Below are 19,461 nucleotides of genomic sequence, written 5' to 3'. Positions count from 1 at the left end.
TACGGGGTTCTCAAATCGGGCACGGCGTTCGATCCGAAAAGGGGCCTTGCCTGCTAGGGGGTAAGACGGTATCTACAGGACACTTTCCGTCGTGGAGAGGTGTCCTCGCGGCACACAGTTGCGCGTGGCGCTCGACCAGTCGCGCCGTGCCGACGGCGCGTTCCAGTGTCCGCGCGTACCGCGCTCCCGCCAGCGACCGTCGCACATTCCGCAACTCTCAGCGACGGCACCACGCGTCGCGGCAAGTGCCCTGCGCGACGCGTTCCGCCAGCGGCCGGCGCTAGAACCGGTAGGTCAGCGCCAGGGCGGTGTTGCGGGGCGCGCCATAGTAGCCCTGCGCCCAGTACAGGCTGTTGATGTACTTGCGGTCGGTGACGTTGTAGACGTTGAGGGTGGCGCTGAACTGCGGGGTGATGGCGTACTGCGCCATCAGCCCCAGCAGCGCATAGCTGCCCTGGCGGGTGTAGATGGGATTGCCGGCGGTGTCCACGGCCTCCTGGTCGCGGACGATGGCGTCCTGCCAGGTCAGGGTCGCGCCCAGCTGCAGCGCCTCCCATTGCGGCACGGTGTAGGTGGTGGCCAGCTTGAAGGTGCGGCGCGGCACGTAGGTGCGCACGTTGCGCCCGTCGTCGCCCTTGATGCCCAGTTGGGTATAACCGGCGTTGAGCTGCCAGTGCGCGCCGATCCGGCCGGCGACGTCGAACTCGTAGCCGGTGGAGGTGGCGTCGATCGGCCGGTACGTCTGCAGCGTGCCGACGAAGACATCGGCTTCGGCGGTGTTGTCCTGCTTGGCGCGAAACAGGGCGAAGGAGGCGTTGACGCGCTGCTGCAACCACTGGCCCTTGATGCCGAGCTCGGCGTTGCTGCCGGTGATCGGGTCGAGCACGCGCAGGTTGCGGTCCAGTTCGGTCTGCGGGTTGAAGATCTCCGCATAGCTGGCGTACAGCGCGTAGTTCGGGGCGAAGCTGTAGACCGCACCGACGAACGGGGTGGTCCTGCTGTCGTCGTAGGCATGCTGCACGCCGTAGTTCTGGCCGCGGCTCTCGATCCCGGTGTGGTTGACGCCGGTGATCAGCTTCAGCGTCTCGCCCAGGTTCCAGCGCGCGGTGGCGTAGGCGGTGCGGCGGATGATGTCGAACTGGGCGCCGTCGGAGAACGCGTCGAAACGCGGCTTGGGATAGGCGCCGTTCCAGTCCTGCAGGGGCGGCAGCGGCGTGCCGATGTCGTTGCCGTACCAGGACACCTGGTCGGCCTCCACGCGGCCCCACTGCACGCCCACCACCAGTTCGTGCTCGCGCCCGCCGAGCGCGAACGGTCCGCTTGCGGACACGTTGGCGTACTTCTGGGTTTCGCTGCTGCCGTACTGCGAGGGGTAGGAGAACAGGCCCAGGCCGGTGTCGCGATCGGGAGTGCCGTAGACGTAGAACAGCTGGGCATCGTTGTCGAGCCTGCGGTAGTTCAGTGCCAGCGTGAGCCGCCAGTCCGCGCCCAGGTCCTGCCGCAGTTCCAGGAACCCGCGCTTGTCTTCGGTGGTCCAGTACGACCAGTCGGCCGAAGTGCTGGTGGACCGCGCGAAATCCGTGGCCCTGCCATCGCTGTAGTACAGCGGCAGTGCGCCCCACATGCCACCGGTGGCGTCGTTCTTTTGATCGCTGGCGCCCACGCTCAGGCGGGTGCGATCGCTCAGATCGGCCTCGACGATGCCATAGACGCTGTGCTTGTTCAGCGCATAGCGGTCCAGGTAGCTGTCGCCGTCCTGGCCGGCGGCGACCACCCGCCCGCGCACGCTGCCGCTGGCGTTGAGCGGGCCGGACAGGTCCGCGTCCAGCCGCCGCGTGTCCCAGCTGCCCACCGTCACTCCGGCGCTGCCCTGCAGGTCCTCGGTGGGCCGCTTGCGCACGAAGTTGATCGTGGCCGACGGATTGCCGGTCGAGGACATCAGCCCATTGGCGCCGCGCAACACCTCCACCCGCTCGTACATCGCGGTGTCCAGGTCGCCCTCGGCGCCGCCATTGGTGAACGGCAGGCCGAGGCCGTCGACCTGGAAGGTGACGACGTCGAAACCGCGTGCGCTGTAGTAGGTGCGATCGGTCTCGATCTTCTCGACGTTGATGCCGGTGGCCAGCGCCAGCACATCGTTGGCGTTGCGCAGGCCGAAGTCGTCCATCTGCTCGCGGCCGATGCTGCTCACCGACTGCGGCGTCTCCAGCGGGCTCAACACCAAGCCGGTGCTGGCGGCGCTGGGCGGCGGGGTATAGCCGTCCTTGCGCTGCGCGACCACGTCCAGCTTCTCCAGTTGCGTGGGTTCGCGGTCGCCGGCCGCCACGGCCTCGGCCGCGCCGGCCGCGGCCGGCAGCAGCAGGGCGGCGATGGCCAGGCACAGTGCGCGGCGCGTGGTGGCGTGGGAGGGCTGCGCAGCGGATCGGACGGAACGAGCGGCAAGGTTCATCGGTGGGGTCTATAGAATGGGCAGGAGGCAACGCCGTCGTCGCGCCGGAAGCTGTCGCAGCGGCACACGTGCTGGGCAGTCCGGCCACGTCGAATGGCGAATGCGAACTATTCTCAATAATTGGCGGAGAAAGATCAATTCATGGCCGGATTCGTCCCGTTCCAGCACGCGCCTGCCGCCGCGGCCATCGCCGCTTCCGCCGCCGGCACGGTGGCGGCATGAGCGCCGCCGTCCCGGCCTTTGTGGTCGCCATTCCGGCCCGCTATGCCGCATCGCGGCTGCCGGGCAAGCCCTTGCGCGCGCTCGGCGGCGAGCCGCTGGTCCGCCACGTGGCGCGGCGCGCGCTCGCCGCCGGCGCCGCGCAGGTGTGGGTGGCCGCCGACGATGCGCGCATCGCCGCCGCGGTGGCCGACCTGGACGGCGTGCACGTGGCCACGACTTCCAGCGACCACGCCTCGGGCACCGACCGCCTGGCCGAGTGCGCCGACATCGCCGGCTGGGACGATGCGACCCTGGTGGTCAATCTGCAGGGCGACGAGCCGTTCGCACCGGTCGCCGGCATCGTCGCGGTGGCCCGGACCCTGGCCGACAGCGGCGCCGAGATGGCGACCCTGGGCACGCCGGTGGACGCGGCCGAGCACCTGTTCGATCCCAACGTGGTCAAGCTGGTGCGCAGCGCCGCCGGTGATGCGCTGTACTTCAGCCGCGCACCGATCCCCTGGCACCGCGACGCCTTCGCCGCCTCGCAGACGCAGTTGCCGCTGCCCGGCCCGTGGCTGCGGCATATCGGCATCTACGCCTATCGCGCCGGCTTCCTGCGCCGGTTCGCGGCGATGCCGCCGGGCACGCTGGAGCGGATCGAGTCGCTGGAGCAGTTGCGGGTGCTGGAAGCCGGGTTCCGCATCGCGGTGGCGTTGTCGCCGGCGCCGTTCCCGCCGGGCGTGGACACGCCCGAGGACCTGGCGCGCGCCGAGGCCTACCTGCAGGGGCAGGCATGAAGCTGCTGCTGGTGTGCCTGGGCAACATCTGCCGTTCGCCGATGGCCGAGGGCGCGCTGCGCCACCACCTGCAGCGCTCGCCGCTGGCGAGTGTGGTGGAGGTCGACTCGGCCGGCACCGGCGACTGGCACCGCGGCGAGCCGCCGGACCGGCGCGCGGTCGCCTGCGCCGCCGCCCATGACGTGGACATCGCCGGCCTGCGCGCCCGGCAACTGCGCGACCGCGACTTTGCCGAGTTCGACTGGATCCTGTGCGCCGACGCGGCCAACCTGCGCGACGTGCGCCAGCGCGCCCCGGCGGCGGCGCACGAGCGCGTGGCGCTGTGGCTGCCGTGGGCCGGGGTGCACGGCCACCGCGAGATTCCGGATCCGTACACCGGCGGCAGCGCCCAGTTCGAGCAGGTCTGGCAACTGGTAGACGAAGCCGCCGCCGGCAGCGTGGCACGACTGTCCGCCGACCTCGGCTCCGGCATAATCGGCCGATGAATTCCATCGCCGCCCTGGAACTCCCCGCGTCCGGCGCCTGGCTCAACGCCGAGCCGATCCGCCTGCGCGATCTGCAGGGGCGGGCGTTGGTGCTGGCCTTCGTCAATGCCGCCTCGGTCTGGTGCGCGCAGCGCCTGGCGGAACTCGGCCAGTGGCAGGCGCGCAATCCTGGACGGCTGCAGGTGATCGTGGTGCAGGTGCCGCGCTTCGACAGCGAGCGCGAGCCGCAGCGGGCGCTGAAGCTGCTGCGCAGCCAGGGCGTGTCCGCGCCGGTCCTGCTCGATGCCGATTGGGCCGCCTGGCAGCGCTTCGGCGTCCAGGCCTGGCCGACCCTGGTGCTGATCGACGCCGGCGGGGTCGAACGCGAGCGCCTGGTCGGCATCGGCGGCGCCGAACTGGACAAGGCGCTGCACGCGCTCTGCGCCGGACAGCCGTTGCCGCTGGACGAAGACCTGCGCGACGCCCGCGAGACCCAGCCGGAGCCGCGCCTGCCGCTGCGCTTCCCGACCGGCCTGGCGGTGGCCGAGGATCGCCTGTACGTCGCCGACAGCGGCCATCACCGCATCCTCGAATGCAGCACCAGCGGCCGCGTGCTGCGCCAGTTCGGCATCGGCACCGCGGACTTCATCGACGGCGCGATCGGCGAGGCGGCGTTCCACCGTCCGCGCGGGCTGGCGCTGGAGCGCGGCGTGCTGTACGTGGCCGATACCGGTAACCATGCGCTGCGCCGGATCAACCTGCTCACCGGCCAGGTCGACACGCTGTGCGGCAACGGTCGCGCCGGCGAGCCGGTCGAAGGCCCGGTGGAGCAACCGCTGCTGGCGCCGCTGAACCATCCGCAGGACGTGGTGATCGCCGACAACCAGGTGCACCTGGCGATGGCCGGCGACAACCGCATCTGGAGCTACGACCTGGGCAGCCGCAGCCTGCGCTGGCGCGCCGGTGCCGGCGCGCTGGAGCTGCGCGACGGCAGCGGCCACCTGGCCGCGTTCGCGCAGCCGTGCAGCCTGGCCGCGGTGCAGCAGGTGCTGTACGTGTGCGATGCGCTGGGCTCGGCGGTGCGCTCGATGCAGTTGCGCGGCGACCTGGTGCAGACCCTGCTCGGCGGCCAGGGGCCGTGGGATTTCGGCAACGAGGACGGACCGCGCAGCCGTGCCCGCCTGCAGTTCCCGCAGGCGATCGCGCTGAGCCCGGACGCGCCGCTGCTGTGGATCGCCGACAGCGGCAACGGCAGTCTGCGCAGCCTGCGTCTGGGCGGCGGCGAACTGTCCACCGCGGCCTTGCCGCGGCGCCTGCATGGCCCGGGCGGGTTGGCGGTGAGCGCCGGCACGGTGTGGATCGCCGAGACCGATGCGCATGCGGTGCTGCGCTACGACATCGCCAGTGGCGAATTGCACGACGTCGCGATCGGCGAATGAGCACCCCCGCATTGCCCGCGTTCGACGGCAAGGCCTTTGCCGCCAACCTCAGTACCGCGCCCGGCGTCTACCGCATGTACGCCGCCGACGACACCTTGCTCTACGTCGGCAAGGCCGGCGCACTGCGCAAGCGCGTGTCCAGCTACTTCAGCGGCTCGCCGAAGAATGCGCGGACCATGGCCATGCTCGCGCAGGTGGCGCGCATGGACGTCACCGTCACCCGCAGCGAGGGCGAGGCGCTGCTGCTGGAAAACCAGCTGATCAAGTCGCTGTCGCCGCGCTACAACGTGTCGCTGCGCGACGACAAGAGCTATCCCTACGTGTTGCTGACCCGCGAGGAGTGGCCGCGGATCACCCTGCACCGTGGCCCGCGCGCGGTGCCCGGGCGCTATTTCGGGCCGTATCCCGGCGTCACCGCGGTGCGCGAGACGCTGAACCTGATGCACAAGCTATTCAAGCTGCGCAGCTGCGAGGACAGCGTGTTCCGCAACCGCTCGCGGCCGTGTTTGCAGTACCAGATCGGCCGTTGCAGCGCGCCGTGCGTGGCGTTGGTGGCGGCCGACGAGTACGCCGAGGCGGTGCGCCGCTCCACGCTGTTCCTGGAAGGGCGCAGCGACCAGCTCGGCGAGGAATTGGTGCAGGCGATGCAGGCCGCCAGCGAACGTCTGGAGTTCGAACGCGCCGCGCGCCTGCGCGATCTGCTGGGCTCGCTGCGCAGCATGCAGAGCCGGCAATACGTGGACGGCCGTGCCGCCGACCTCGACGTGCTGGCCTGCGCCACCCAGGGCGCCAACGCCTGCGTGCTGCTGCTGGCGTTCCGCGACGGCCGCAACCTCGGCACCCGCGCGTTCTTCCCCAAGACCAACGGCGAGGACAGTGCCGCCGAGGTGCTGGGTGCGTTCGTGTCGCAGTACTACGTCGAGCACGCGCCGCCGCGCGAGGTGCTGCTGGACCGCGAGATTCCCGACGCCGAGCTGATCGAGGCGGCGCTGAGCTCGGCCGCCGAACGCAAGGTGCAACTGAAGTGGAACGTGCGCGGCGAGCGCGCCGGCTACCTGGAGCTGGCCAGCCGCAACGCCCAGGCCACCCTGGTCACCGAACTGACCAGCCGCAACGCCCAGCACGCGCGTAGCGAGGCGCTGCGCGAGATGCTCGGCCTGGCCGAACCGGTCAAGCGGGTGGAGTGCTTCGACATCAGCCACACCATGGGCGAGGCCACGGTGGCCTCGTGCGTGGTGTTCGACGCCAGTGGCCCGGTGCGCAGCCAGTACCGGCGCTACAACATCAGCGGCATCGAGCCGGGCGACGACTACGCGGCGATGCGCCAGGCGATCGAACGCCGCTTCCGTCGCGCCGCCGAAGGCGAGGGCAAGGGCGACGTGGTGCTGCCGGACGTGCTGCTGATCGATGGCGGCGCCGGCCAGCTGGCGCAGGCCACCGGCGCGCTGGCCGACCTGGGCGTGGACGGGGTGCTGCTGATCGGCGTGGCGAAGGGCGCCGAGCGCCGCGCCGGCCACGAGACCCTGGTGATGCCGGACGGGCGCGAACTGCGGCCGGGCGCGGCGTCGCCGGCGCTGCAGTTCATCCAGCAGGTGCGCGACGAGGCGCACCGCTTCGCCATCACCGGCCACCGCGGGCGCCGGCAGAAGGCGCGCATGACCAGCAAGCTGGAGGATATCCCCGGCATCGGCCCGCGCCGCCGCGCCAGCCTGCTCAAGCATTTCGGCGGGCTGGCCGGACTCAAGGCCGCCGGCGAGGCCGAGATCGCGCGGGTGGAAGGCATCAACGACGCACTGGCCGCACGAATCTACGCTAACCTGCACGGACTGCCGGTGCCCGATCCGGCAGGCGAGTAGAGCAGCGCAATGAAGTTGACCATCCCCACCTGGCTCACGCTGCTGCGGATCGTGATGATCCCCGTGCTGGTGCTGGTGTTCTATCTGCCGTACACCTGGACCAACTTCGCCTCGGCGGCGATCTTCGGCCTGGCCGCGTTCACCGACTGGCTGGACGGCTGGGTGGCGCGGCGCTACCACCAGTACTCCGCGTTCGGTGCGTTCCTGGATCCGGTGGCCGACAAGCTGATGGTGGCGGTGGCGCTGTTCCTGATCGTGCAGGGCCACCCGACGCCGTGGATGGCGTTCTGGGCGGCGGTGATCGTCGGCCGCGAAATCGCCGTGTCGGCGCTGCGCGAATGGATGGCCGAGATCGGCCAGCGCGCCAAGGTGCGGGTGGCGATGATCGGCAAGATCAAGACCACCGCGCAGATGGTGGCGCTGCTGTGCCTGCTGTACTCGGTGATGCCCGATGGCTCGCCGCCGGAGAGCGTGTGGATGGGCTTGTTCATCTTCCACATCGGCGACTGGACCCTGGCGATCGCGTCGATCCTGACCCTGTTGTCGGGCATCCAGTACCTGCATGCGGCCTGGCCGAGCCTGCGCGACGACGAGCGCGCGGCGATGGCGGAAAAGAACGCGAAAAAAATCGAAGGCAACGGTTGACAGGCTGCGTGGTCCCGGTAGAATTCGCGGCCTCAAGCGGGAATAGCTCAGTTGGTAGAGCGCAACCTTGCCAAGGTTGAGGTCGCGAGTTCGAGTCTCGTTTCCCGCTCCACATTCAGCAGTACCGACATCCAGTGCAGATGCACAGGATGTCCGAAAAAGGGCTTCGGCCCTTTTTTCATGCCCGCATGCCGGCCGAAGCCACGGCGCTCGCCTGACCCGGGGCATGGCGCATCGCCGGTGCGGATGCGCCGTCCCGATTGTCGTGCCAGTCGCGCGGAGGCGAGAACGTCCCGCCTCCCTCACTGCGGCCCCGTTGGCCGAGCATTCGCGACCGTTGCAGCATGGGCCGCGCCGCTGGCGCAGGTTACGCGCTGACGCGGCCCCAGCCCGGCAATTTTTTCCTTCGCGCCTTGCAGGCGCGCGGCTGACTTCACGTCACGCCCACGCGCGCATGCACGCATTGCGTACGCGTCGGTCACAGAACGGGACAGGCCGTCGCCGAAACGTCCGCGGCATCGCGCGCAGCGACGCCGTCCGCCGCATTGCGCTGCGGTTTCGCCGGTACTTGGCACGCGATTTGCGCTGAGTCTCCCACGCCAGGCGATGACGCCCGGCCTCTGCGAGGAGTCGATGATGGATGGCGCAATTCCTTCCCCTACCACCCAAGCGCCACCGCGCGCGTTGGTCGCCGGCGGTGCCGGCTTCGTCGGCGCGCATCTGTGCGAGCGTCTGCTGGACGACGGTTACGACGTCACCGTGCTGGACAACCTGCTGACCGGTTCGCTGGACAACATCGCGCACCTGCTGGCGCGTCCGCGTTTCCGCTTCGTCGCCCACGACGTAGTGCAGCCGTATCAGGCCAAGGTCGACTGGGTGTTCAACCTGGCCTGCTGCGCTTCGCCGGTGCATTACCAAGCGCGTCCGCTGCATACCCTGCAGACCTGCCTGGAAGGTGCGATCAACCTGTTGGAGGTGGCGCGCAGCAATGGCGCGACCATCTTCCAGGCCTCCACCAGCGAGGTCTACGGCGAGCCGGAAGTGCATCCGCAGCGCGAGGACTATCGCGGCGCGGTCAGCCCGATCGGCCCGCGCGCCTGCTACGACGAGGGCAAGCGCTGCGCCGAAGCGGCGTTCTTCGACTATCACCGCCTGTATGCCACCGACATCAAGGTCGGGCGCATCTTCAACACCTACGGGCCGCGCATGCGCAACGACGACGGCCGGGTGGTGTCCAACCTGATCGTGCAGGCGCTGCGCGGGCAACCGCTGACCCTGTACGGCGACGGCAGCCAGACCCGCTCGTTCTGCTACGTCTCCGATCTGGTCGAGGGCATCGTGCAACTGATGCGCAGCCCGCGTGGCTGGACCGGTCCGGTCAACCTCGGCAACCCGCACGAGATCACCGTGGCCGAACTGGCGCAGCGCATCCTCGCGCTGACCGGCTCGTCCTCGCGCATCGTGCGCCGGCCCATCCCCAAGGACGATCCGACCCGGCGTTGTCCGGACATCGGCCTGGCGCGGCGCGAGCTCGGCTGGGAACCGCGGGTGGCGCTGGACGAGGGCCTGCGCAGCACCATCGCCTGGTTCCAGGCGCATCTGCACGACATCCCGGACCTGGAGGTGGAACGTGACTGTGCATGAACTCAGGAGCAGCGCCAGCCGCGAGCAGGCCGGCAAGCGCGTGCTGATCACCGGTGGCGCCGGCTTCGTCGGCTCGCATCTGGCCGACGAACTGCTTGCCCACGGCTACCGGGTGCGGGTGCTGGACAACCTGTGCGCGCAGGTGCACGGCATGCAGGCCGCGCGACCGGCGTATCTCGCGGAGGACGTGGAGCTGATGGTCGGCGACGTCTGCGATCCGGTGGCGGTACGGCTTGCGCTGCGCGATGTGGACGGGGTGTTTCACCTCGCCGCGGCAGTCGGCGTCGGCCAGAGCATGTACCAGATCGCGCACTACACCCATACCAACAATCTCGGCACCGCGGTGCTGCTGGAAGCGCTGGTGGAGCGGCCGGTGCAGCGGCTGGTGGTGGCGTCGAGCATGAGCATCTACGGCGAGGGCGCCTACGTCGATGCCGACGGCACGCCGGTGCCGGTGCGCGAGCGCCCGCTGGCGCAACTGCGCCGCGCGCAGTGGGAGCCGAGCGTGGACGGGCGCCCGCTGCAGCCGGTGCCGACCGACGAACGCAAGCCGGCCGAACCTTCCTCGGTGTACGCGCTGTCCAAGCTGGACCAGGAACGCCTGTGCCTGATCGTCGGCCAGGCGTATGCGATCCCGACCACCGCGTTGCGCTTCTTCAACATCTACGGCACGCGCCAGGCGCTGTCCAATCCCTACACCGGTGTGCTGGCGATCTTCGCGGCGCGGTTGCTCAACCGCAAACCGCCGGTGATCTTCGAGGACGGTGCGCAACGCCGCGATTTCGTCCATGTCAGCGACGTCGCGCGCGCCTGCCGCCTGGCCTACGAATGCGAAAGCGCCGCCGGCCTGGCGCTCAACGTCGGCAGCGGCCAGGCGGTCAGCATCAACGAAGTGGGGCAGCGCATCGCCGCGGCGATGGGCATCGACGATCTGCCGCCGCAGGTCTCCGGCAACTACCGGGTCGGCGACATCCGCCACTGCTTCGCCGATATCGCGCTGGCCCGCGAACGCATCGGCTATGCGCCGCAGGTGGACCTGCAGCAGGGCCTGGAAGAACTGGTGGAGTGGCTGCGCGAGCAGACCGCCGCCGACGGCGTGGAGGCGGCCAATGCCGAGCTGGCGCGGCGGGGGTTGCAGGGATGAGCGCACAGGCACGCGAACGGCTGGCCGAGATCGGCCTGATCGAATGGTTGCGCATCGGCGACGAGGATGCGGTGCATGCGCTGTTGCGCGACATGCGCGAGCTCGGCGTGCGCCGGCTGCGCACCCAGTTCTCCTGGGCCGACTGGCACACCGCCGAAGGCGAGCGCTGGTACGCCTGGCTGATGCCGCTGCTGAGCGCCCACTGCGAGGTGCTGCCGTGCTTCTGCTACACCCCGCCATCGCTGGGGCTGGAGCCGCGCACGGCGTCGCCGCCGCGCGACAGCAAGGCCTTCGCCGATTTCATCGACCAGGTGGTGGGTCGCTTCGGCGCCGGCTTCGAGTGGATCGAACTGTGGAACGAGCCGAACAACCTCAACGACTGGGACTGGCACCTGGACCACGACTGGCAGCGCTTCGCCGAGATGATCGGCCAGGCCGCGCACTGGGCGCACCAGTTGGGCAAGAAGACCCTGCTCGGCGGCATGTGCCCGACCGATCCGAACTGGCTGGCGCTGATGGCGCAGCGTGGGGCGCTGGCGCACATCGACGCGGTCGGCGTGCACGGCTTTCCCGGCACCTGGGATTTCCGCCGCCGGCCGTGGGCGGAGGTGCTCGGCGACGTCCGCGCGGTGCTGGCCGCGCACGGTCTGCAGCCGCAGGTCTGGCTCAGCGAGACCGGGTATTCGACCTGGCGGCATGACGAGATCGAGCAGGTACGGCAGTTGCGCGAGACCCTGGATGCGCCGGTGGAGCGGCTGTACTGGTATGCCGCGCGCGACCTGCACGGCAGCATCAGCCACCAGGACGGTTTCCACGAGGACGAGCGCCACTATCACTTCGGCCTGCGCGACGAGCGCGGCCGCGCCAAGCTGCTGTACCGGCTGTGGGCCGAGCAGGGCTACGACGGCATCCAGGCGCTGGCGTCGCTGCACCACGAGCACGGCGCCAACCTGTCGCGCGCGCCGCGCCCGGACCTCGCGCCGGCGCCGACGGTCGCGCCACGCGCCGACGCGCACGCGCCGATCCACACCCTGCCGCGGTCGCGTGGGCAGGATGCGGTGCTGATCACCGGCGGCGCCGGCTTCATCGGCACCAATCTGGCCGCGCGCCTGCTCGACAGCGGACGCCGGGTCATCGTCTACGACAACCTGTCGCGCCCGGGCGTGGAGCACAACCTGCAGTGGCTGCGTCGCCACTATCCCGGCGAGCGTCTGCAGGTGGAAGTGGGCGACGTGCGCGATCGGCATCTGCTCGGCGATGCAGTGGCGCAGGCGGCGCAGGTGTTCCACCTGGCCGCGCAGGTGGCGGTGACCTCCAGCCTGGAGGATCCGTCGCACGACTTCGAGGTCAACCTGCGCGGCACCTTCAACGTGCTCGAGGCGATCCGCGGCGCGCGGCGCCCGCCGCCGCTGCTGTTCACCTCCACCAACAAGGTCTATGGCGCGCTGGACGACGTCGCGCTGGAAGCCGACGCGCAGCGCTACCAGCCGAGCGATCCGCTGCTGCGCGCGCGCGGCATCGACGAGCGCCGCGCGCTGGATTTCCACAGCCCCTACGGCTGCTCCAAGGGCGGTGCCGACCAGTACGTGCTGGACTATGCGCGCAGCTTCGGCCTGCAGGCGGTGGTGCTGCGGATGAGCTGCATCTACGGCCCGCACCAATGCGGCAACGAAGACCAGGGCTGGGTCGCGCATTTCCTGATCCGCGCGCTGCAGGGGCAGCCGATCACCGTATACGGCGATGGCCGCCAGGTCCGCGATCTGTTGTTCGTGGACGACCTGGTCGAGGCGTTCCTGCAATGCCAGGCGCAGATGCCGCGGCTGTCCGGGCGGGCGTTCAACATGGGCGGCGGCCCCGCCAACGCCGCCAGCCTGCGCGAGGTGCTGCGCCGGATCGAGTCGCTGGTCGGCCATCGCCTGGAACTGGCGCACGCGGCGCCGCGGGTCGGCGACCAGCGTTATTACGTCTCCGACACCCGCGCCTTCGCCGCGGCCACCGGCTGGTCACCTCGCGTCGGCGCCGAGGCCGGCATCGCCCGGCTGCACCGCTGGCTGCACACGCAGGCCGAGCGCGCCGCACCTGTTTCCCCACCGCAACGGAGGATCCACGCCGCATGAACAGCATGCATGCCGCCGTGTTCGAAGGCCCGGGCCGCATCGTCACGCAGCGCCAGTCGCGTCCCGAACCCGCCCCGCAGCAAGTGCGGGTGCGCCTGCAGGGCTGCGGCGTGTGCGCGTCCAATCTGCCGGTGTGGGCCGGCCGGCCCTGGTTCGCCTATCCGTTCGAACCCGGTGCGCCGGGCCACGAAGGCTGGGGCGAGATCGACGCGGTCGGTGCCGAGGTGCAGGGCTGGGCGCCGGGCGACCGAGTCGCGCTATTGTCCGGCCGGGCCTACGCCGAGTACGACCTGGCCGAGACCGATGCGCTGGTGCGGTTGCCGCCGGCGCTGGACGGCCGCGACCTGCCTGGCGAGCCGCTGGCCTGTGCGATGAACATCCTGCGCCGCAGCGACATCCGCCCCGGCCAGACCGTGGCGGTGGTCGGAGTGGGCTTCATCGGCGCGCTGTTGATCCAGTTGGCCACCGGCCTGGGTGCGCAGGTGATCGCGCTGTCGCGGCGCGACTACGCCCTGCAGGTCGCGCGCCAGTGCGGCGCCAGCGCCACGCTGGCCACCGAGGATCGCTACGCGGCGATCGGTGCGGTGCACGAACTCACCGGCGGCAGCGGCTGCCTGCGGGTGATCGAGGCCGCAGGCGAGCAGGTCACCCTGGATATCGCCAGCGCGCTGTGCGGCGAGGGCGGGCGCCTGGTCATCGCCGGCTACCACCAGGACGGCCCGCGCCAGGTCGACATGCAGCAGTGGAACTGGCGCGGCCTGGACGTGGTCAACGCGCACGAACGCGATCCGCGGGTGGCGTTGCGCGGCTTGCAGGAGGCGGTGGAGGCGGTCGCCGACGGGCGTCTGGATCCGTTCCCGCTGTTGACCCATCGCTACGCGCTGGACCAGTTGCCGCAGGCATTCGCGGCAATGGACGCGCGCCCGGATGGGTTCCTCAAAGCCGTGGTGCTGGCATGAACGCGTACGCGCAACCGCGCTGGCGCGCGCCACGGCTGGGCTTCCTCGGGGTCGGCTGGATCGGCCGCGCGCGCATGCGCGCCCTGGCCGACAGCGGGCTCGGCGAGGTGGTGGCGATCGCCGATGCCAGCGCGACGGCGCTGCACGACGCACGCCAGGACGCACCGGCCGCCGACCTGCTGCCCGACCTGGAGGCGCTGCTGGCGCGCGAGGACCTGGACGGCCTGGTCATCGCCACGCCCAGTGGCGCGCACGCGGCGCAGGCCGCCGCGGCCTTGCAGCGCGGCCTGGCGGTGTTCTGCCAGAAGCCGCTGACCCGCACCGCCGCCGAAGCCGAGCAGGTGCTGGCGCTGGCGCAACGCCACGACCGCCTGCTCGCGGTGGATTTCAGCTACCGCTTCGCCAAGGGCATGGCGACGCTGCGCGAGCAGATCGCGCAGGGCGCATTGGGCGAGGTGTTCGCGATCGACCTGCTGTTCCACAACGCCTACGGCCCGGACAAGGACTGGTTCTACGACATCGCCCGTTCCGGCGGCGGCTGCGTGATGGACCTGGGCATCCATCTGCTGGACCTGGCGATGTGGCTGACCGGCAGCGGCGGCCATCACGAGCTGCAGGCGGCGCTCTACGCGCAAGGCCGGCCGCTGACCCGGCCGGTGCGGCAGGTGGAGGACTACGCCAGCGCACAGTGGCGCATGGACAACGGCGCCAGCGTGCGCATGGCCTGCTCGTGGCGGCTGCCGGCCGGTTGCGACGCGGTGATCCAGGCCAACGTGTACGGCACCGGTGGCGGCGCGGCACTGCGCAATGTCGACGGCTCGTTCTTCGACTTCACCGTGGACCGCTTCGACGGCACGCGGTGCGAGCGCCTGGCTTCGCCACCGGACGCCTGGGGCGGGCGCGCCTTGCTGGACTGGGCCGAGCGCCTGGCCACCGACCCCGGCTTCGACCCGGCGGCGCTGCATCTGCTCGAGGTCGCCCGCACCGTGGATGCGCTCTATGGACGCTGAGCGCCCGCTGCGGATCCTGATGACCGCCGACACCGTCGGCGGCGTGTGGCAGTACGCGCTGAGCCTGTGCCGGGTGCTGACCGCGCAGGGCGATCGCGTGGAACTGGCGACGATGGGCGCGACCCCCACGCCGGCGCAGTGGCGCGAGGCCGCGGCGATCCAGGGACTGCGCCTGCATGCCAGCGGCTACCGGCTGCTGTGGATGGACGATCCCTGGGCCGATGTGTCCTCGGCCGGGCGCTGGCTGCAGGCACTGGCGGCGCAGGTGCGTCCGGACGTTGTGCATCTGAACGACTATGCGCACGGCGCCCTGGCGTGGCCTGCGCCGGTGCTGATGACCGCCCATTCCTGCGTCGGCTCCTGGTGGCAGGCGGTGCGCGGCGAGGCGCTGCCGCCGGAGTGGGATCACTACCGCGCCACGGTCGCCGCGGGCCTGGCGGCGGCCGATCACGTGGCCGCGCCGACCCAGGCGATGCTGGCGGCACTGCGCGCGCAGTATCCGCTGGACGTGCCGTGCAGCGTGATTGCCAATGGCACCGCGCCGCTGTCGCGGCCGGTGCCGGCCAGCGCCAAGCAGCCCCTGGTGCTGGCGGCAGGACGGCTGTGGGACGAGGCGAAGAATCTGCGGACGCTGGCCGCGGTGGCGCCGCAGCTGCCCTGGGCGCTGCGCATTGCCGGCGAAGCGGCGCATCCGGACGGCGGCACCGCAGCGATTGCGTCGGCGCTGCGACTGGGCCAGCTGCCGCCGTCGCGTCTGCGCCGCTGGATGGCCCGCGCCAGCGTGTATGCGCTGCCGGCGCGCTACGAACCGTTCGGGCTGTCGGCGCTGGAAGCGGCGCAGGCCGGCTGCGCCCTGGTACTGGGCGACATCCCCAGCCTGCGCGAGGTCTGGGGCGATGCGGCGCTGTACGTCGCGCCGGACGACGCACGGGCGCTGACGGCGCAGTTGCAGCGCCTGATCGGCGATCCGCTGCTGCGTCAGCGCATGGCCCGGCGCGCGGTCGCGCAGGCGCGCCGCTACACCGCCACTGCCATGGCCGCGGCCTATCGCCAGCGCTATCGGGCGCTGATCGCGCATCGCGGCACGCCGCGCGTGACCGGACGGGCCGGCCCGCCGGTCCCCATGTTCTCCTCGATCGGAGTCGGTGCATGAACTTCGTGCTGTTCTATCACTCGCTGGTGTCGGACTGGAACCACGGCAATGCGCATTTCCTGCGCGGGATCGTCGCCGACCTGCAGGCGCGCGGGCATGCGGTGGCGGTGTACGAGCCGCACGACAGCTGGAGCCGCGCGCAACTGCAGGCGGAGGAGGGCGAGGCGCCGTTGCAGGCCTTCGCGGACGCCTTTCCGCAGCTGCGCAGCACGCGCTACGACCTGGCCACACTGGATCTGGCGCAGGTGCTGGACGGTGCCGACGTGGTGCTGGTGCACGAGTGGAACGCGCCCGAGCTGATCGCGCGGATCGGCCGCGAAGCGCCTGTCGGCTGCCGCGTGCTGTTCCACGACACCCACCACCGCTCGGTCAGCGCCCCCGACGAGATGGCGCGGTTCGATCTGTCCGACTACGACGGCGTGCTCGCCTTCGGCGAGGCGGTGCGCCAACAGTATCTGCGCCACGGCTGGAGCCGGCGCGTATGGACCTGGCACGAAGCGGCGGATCTGCGCGTGTTCCAGCCGCAACTCGGGCAGGCGCAGCAGGGCGACCTGCTGTGGATCGGCAACTGGGGCGACGACGAGCGCGCGCAGGAACTGGACACGTTCCTGATCCAGCCGGTACGACGGCTGCGCCTGCGCGCGCGCATCCACGGTGTGCGCTATCCGCCGCAGGCCCTGCAGGCGCTGGCCGAGGCCGGCATCGACTATGCCGGCTGGCTGCCCAACCACCGCGCGCCGCAGGCGTTCGCGCATTTCCGCGTCACCGTGCACGTGCCGCGGCGGCCGTACGTGCGCGCGTTGCCCGGCATCCCCACGATCCGCGTGTTCGAGGCGCTGGCCTGCGGCATTCCGCTGGTGTGCGCGCCGTGGGAGGACGCCGAACAGTTGTTCGCGCCCGGCCGCGACTACCTGGTGGCGCGCGACGGTGAGCAGATGCAGCGCCACCTGCACGACGTGCTGCACGACGCCGAGCTGGCCGCGGCGCTGCGCATGCAAGGTCTGCACACCATCCGCACCCGCCACAGTTGCGCGCACCGCGTCGACGAACTGCTGGCGGTCCTCGCCGAACTCGACGCGCCCGCCGCGCACCACGACCACCGGAGCCTCAGTCATGCCTAGCCCGTTGCAGATCGCCTTCTTCGGTTCCAGCGTGGTGTCCTCGTATTGGAACGGGGCGGCCACCTACTACCGGGGCCTGTTGCATGCACTGGCGCAGCGCGGCCACCGCATCCACTTCTTCGAGCCCGATGCGTTCGGGCGCCAGCAGCACCGCGACATCGACGATCCGGAGTGGGCGCAGGTCACCGTGTATCCCGGGGCCGCCGAGGCCGATGCGGCGCGCGCGCTGGAGCAGGCGCGCGGCGCCGACGTGGTGGTCAAGGCCAGCGGCGTCGGCGTGTTCGATGCGTTCCTGGAGCGCGAAGTGCTGGGCCTGCGCTCGCCGCGCACCCAGGTGCTGTTCTGGGACGTGGACGCGCCGGCGACGCTGGAGCGGGTGCAGGCCGATGCGGGCGATCCGTTCCGCGCGCAGATCCCGCGCTACGACCTGGTGCTGACCTACGGCGGCGGGCCGCGCGTGGTCTCCGCCTATCGCGCACTGGGCGCGGCCGAATGCGTGCCGATCTACAACGCGCTGGACCCCTCGAGCCACCATCCGTCGCCGGCGCAGCGGGATTTTGCCGCCGACCTGGGCTTCCTCGGCAACCGCCTGCCGGACCGCGAGGCGCGGGTGCGGCAGTTCTTCCTGGAACCGGCGCGGCGCCTGCCTGACGCGAGATTCCTGCTCGGCGGCAGCGGTTGGGACGCAGACCTGCCGGACAACGTGCGCACGCTCGGCCACGTGTCCACGCGCGACCACAACGCCTTCAACTGCAGCGTGCGCATGGTGCTCAACGTCAACCGCGACAGCATGGCGCGCTTCGGCTGGTCGCCGCCGACGCGGGTGTTCGAGGCGGCCGGCGCCGGCGCCTGCCTGATCGTCGATGCCTGGGAAGGGATCGAGGCGTTCCTCGAACCGCAGCGCGAGGTGCTGGTCGCGCACGACAGCGAGCAGGTGGCGCATTACCTGCAACGCATCGACGCCGCGCAGGCGCAGGCGATTGGCGCGCGGGCACGGCAACGCCTGTTGCGCGACCACACCTACACGCACCGTGCGCGCGAGGTGGAAGCCTTGCTGGACGCGCGGCAGCGGGAGGCGGCGTGATGGCCGCGCGCGATATCGTCATCCTCGGCCTGAGCCTGCGCTCGTCCTGGGGCAACGGCCATGCCACCACCTACCGCGGACTGATCGCCGCGCTGCAGGCGCGCGGCGACCGCGTGCTGTTCCTGGAGCGCGACGTGCCTTGGTACGCCGAGCACCAGGATCCGCCGGCGCAGTTGCCGTGCGCGCCGGTGCTGTATGCCAGCCTCGAGGAACTGCAGGATCGGCACGCCGCCGCGATCGCCGCGGCGGACCTGGTGATCGTGGGTTCCTACGTGCCCAACGGCATCGCCGTGGGCACGTGGGTGCAGCAGACCGCGCGCGGCGTGGTCGCGTTCTACGACATCGACACCCCGGTGACCCTGACGGCGCTGCAGCGCGGCGACTGCGCCTACCTGTCGCCGGCGCTGATTCCGCACTATGACCTGTATCTGTCCTTCACCGGCGGCCCGACCCTGCAACGCTTGGAACGCGTCTACGGCGCGCCGCGCGCGGTGCCGCTGTACTGCGCGTTCGATCCGGAGCAATACCGGCCGCAGCCGCAGGCGCATCGTTACGACCTGGGCTACATGGGCACCTACAGCGACGACCGCCAGCCGCCGCTGGAGCGGCTGTTGCTGCAGCCGGCGCTGGCCTGGCCGCAGGGCCGCTTCGTGATCGCCGGTCCGCTGTATCCGCCGCACATCGTCTGGCCGGACAACGTGCAGCGCTGCGCGCACCTGCCGCCGGCGCAGCATATGGACTTCTACAACCAGCAGCGCTTCACCCTCAATCTGACCCGTGCCGACATGGTGCTGGCCGGCTGGTCGCCCAGCGTGCGCCTGTTCGAAGCGGCGGCCTGCGCCACGCCGATCATCTCCGATCCCTGGGAAGGCCTGGAAACGCTGTTCGCGCCTGGCAGGGAAATCCTGATCGCACGGCGTGCGGCCGACGTACTGGGCTGGCTCCGCGAGCTGCCGGAAGCGCAGCGCATGGCGATCGGCGAGGCGGGGCGCCGCCGCGTGCTCGCCGAACACACCGCCGAGCATCGCGCGCAGGCCCTGCACGATGCCCTCGACCGCGTCGCCGACGCGGCGCCATCCACCTCCGCCAGGAGATCCTCGCATGCCCTCGCATGACGCCAAGACCACCACCGATCACGACGAGATCCGCCGCTGGGCCGAGGCGCGCGGCGGCCGTCCGGCCAGCGTGCGCGGCACCGAAGCCGACGAGGATGCCGGCGTGCTGCGCATCCTGTTCCGCGACGATGCGGCGCTGGAAGAAATCAGCTGGGACGACTTCTTCGACAAGTTCGAAGAAGAAGAGCTGGCCTTCCTGTATCAGGAGAAGACCAGCGACGGCAGCCAGAGCCGCTTCTTCAAGTTCGTCAACCGCTGAGCCG

At 70.8% G+C, this 19,461-nt stretch carries 16 protein-coding genes and 1 tRNA gene; 16 read left to right on the top strand and 1 reads right to left on the bottom strand.

The genetic code is table 11. From position 1 onward, the window contains the following. Positions 1 to 280 precede the first annotated feature (280 nt). Positions 281 to 2,449: a TonB-dependent siderophore receptor gene (locus tag CEK69_RS05410; protein WP_226975052.1), complete on the bottom strand. Its 2,169-nt coding sequence runs from the start codon at positions 2,447 to 2,449 to the stop codon at positions 281 to 283. 218 nt (positions 2,450 to 2,667) lie between these two features. Here CEK69_RS05410 and kdsB point away from each other — a divergent pair, with 218 nt between their 5' ends. The 16 genes from kdsB (at position 2,668) to CEK69_RS05330 (ending at position 19,457) form a co-directional block, all read left to right on the top strand. Continuing rightward, positions 2,668 to 3,447, top strand: a complete 780-nt coding sequence (gene kdsB / locus CEK69_RS05405) for a 3-deoxy-manno-octulosonate cytidylyltransferase (RefSeq protein ID WP_152244305.1) — start codon at positions 2,668 to 2,670, stop codon at positions 3,445 to 3,447. Next, on the top strand, positions 3,444 to 3,932 hold the full coding sequence (locus tag CEK69_RS05400; RefSeq protein ID WP_043095836.1) for a low molecular weight protein-tyrosine-phosphatase: 489 nt from the start codon (positions 3,444 to 3,446) through the stop codon (positions 3,930 to 3,932). Before kdsB ends, CEK69_RS05400 begins: the two co-directional genes overlap by 4 nt. Beyond that, entirely contained in the window at positions 3,929 to 5,350 is a 1,422-nt protein-coding gene (locus tag CEK69_RS05395; RefSeq protein WP_017910969.1) for a redoxin domain-containing protein, read from the top strand. Before CEK69_RS05400 ends, CEK69_RS05395 begins: the two co-directional genes overlap by 4 nt. Beyond that, a complete protein-coding gene (uvrC, locus tag CEK69_RS05390; protein ID WP_043095834.1) occupies positions 5,347 to 7,206 on the top strand; it encodes an excinuclease ABC subunit UvrC in 1,860 nt (619 codons plus the stop codon). The genes CEK69_RS05395 and uvrC overlap by 4 nt, the downstream gene beginning before the upstream one ends. 9 nt (positions 7,207 to 7,215) lie before the next feature. Beyond that, positions 7,216 to 7,851: a CDP-diacylglycerol--glycerol-3-phosphate 3-phosphatidyltransferase gene (gene pgsA / locus CEK69_RS05385; protein WP_152244303.1), complete on the top strand. Its 636-nt coding sequence runs from the start codon at positions 7,216 to 7,218 to the stop codon at positions 7,849 to 7,851. Positions 7,852 to 7,887: 36 nt separating this feature from the next. After that, positions 7,888 to 7,963 (top strand) — tRNA-Gly (locus CEK69_RS05380). A 524-nt stretch (positions 7,964 to 8,487) separates the two neighbouring features. After that, positions 8,488 to 9,495: a UDP-glucuronic acid decarboxylase family protein gene (locus CEK69_RS05375; RefSeq protein ID WP_051067897.1), complete on the top strand. Its 1,008-nt coding sequence runs from the start codon at positions 8,488 to 8,490 to the stop codon at positions 9,493 to 9,495. After that, positions 9,482 to 10,639, top strand: a complete 1,158-nt coding sequence (locus CEK69_RS05370; RefSeq protein ID WP_226975051.1) for an NAD-dependent epimerase/dehydratase family protein — start codon at positions 9,482 to 9,484, stop codon at positions 10,637 to 10,639. Before CEK69_RS05375 ends, CEK69_RS05370 begins: the two co-directional genes overlap by 14 nt. Then, positions 10,636 to 12,756 (top strand): NAD-dependent epimerase/dehydratase family protein, encoded by a 2,121-nt coding sequence (locus tag CEK69_RS05365; RefSeq protein ID WP_017917318.1) that lies wholly within the window; start codon positions 10,636 to 10,638, stop codon positions 12,754 to 12,756. The genes CEK69_RS05370 and CEK69_RS05365 overlap by 4 nt, the downstream gene beginning before the upstream one ends. Then, entirely contained in the window at positions 12,753 to 13,715 is a 963-nt protein-coding gene (locus CEK69_RS05360; protein ID WP_017917319.1) for a zinc-binding dehydrogenase, read from the top strand. Before CEK69_RS05365 ends, CEK69_RS05360 begins: the two co-directional genes overlap by 4 nt. Next, the gene (locus tag CEK69_RS05355; RefSeq protein ID WP_017917320.1) at positions 13,712 to 14,725 is read left to right on the top strand and encodes a Gfo/Idh/MocA family oxidoreductase; all 1,014 of its coding nucleotides are present in this window, start codon (positions 13,712 to 13,714) and stop codon (positions 14,723 to 14,725) included. Before CEK69_RS05360 ends, CEK69_RS05355 begins: the two co-directional genes overlap by 4 nt. Continuing rightward, positions 14,715 to 15,878, top strand: a complete 1,164-nt coding sequence (locus CEK69_RS05350) for a glycosyltransferase family 4 protein (RefSeq protein WP_152244302.1) — start codon at positions 14,715 to 14,717, stop codon at positions 15,876 to 15,878. The genes CEK69_RS05355 and CEK69_RS05350 overlap by 11 nt, the downstream gene beginning before the upstream one ends. Beyond that, on the top strand, positions 15,875 to 16,999 hold the full coding sequence (locus CEK69_RS05345) for a glycosyltransferase (protein WP_152244300.1): 1,125 nt from the start codon (positions 15,875 to 15,877) through the stop codon (positions 16,997 to 16,999). Before CEK69_RS05350 ends, CEK69_RS05345 begins: the two co-directional genes overlap by 4 nt. Continuing rightward, positions 16,992 to 18,083: a glycosyltransferase gene (locus CEK69_RS05340; protein WP_193313909.1), complete on the top strand. Its 1,092-nt coding sequence runs from the start codon at positions 16,992 to 16,994 to the stop codon at positions 18,081 to 18,083. The genes CEK69_RS05345 and CEK69_RS05340 overlap by 8 nt, the downstream gene beginning before the upstream one ends. Beyond that, positions 18,083 to 19,198, top strand: coding sequence for a glycosyltransferase (locus tag CEK69_RS05335; RefSeq protein ID WP_152244298.1), 1,116 nt, complete (start codon positions 18,083 to 18,085; stop codon positions 19,196 to 19,198). The genes CEK69_RS05340 and CEK69_RS05335 overlap by 1 nt, the downstream gene beginning before the upstream one ends. Beyond that, the gene (locus CEK69_RS05330) at positions 19,185 to 19,457 is read left to right on the top strand and encodes a hypothetical protein (RefSeq protein WP_017917327.1); all 273 of its coding nucleotides are present in this window, start codon (positions 19,185 to 19,187) and stop codon (positions 19,455 to 19,457) included. The genes CEK69_RS05335 and CEK69_RS05330 overlap by 14 nt, the downstream gene beginning before the upstream one ends. Positions 19,458 to 19,461 lie beyond the last annotated feature (4 nt).

The organism is Xanthomonas sp. LMG 12462 (genome assembly GCF_009192885.1).
Taxonomy (GTDB): domain Bacteria; phylum Pseudomonadota; class Gammaproteobacteria; order Xanthomonadales; family Xanthomonadaceae; genus Xanthomonas_A; species Xanthomonas_A sontii.
The sequence above is the reverse complement of the archived record's forward strand: the minus strand, read 5'-3'. Positions and strand labels throughout refer to the sequence as shown.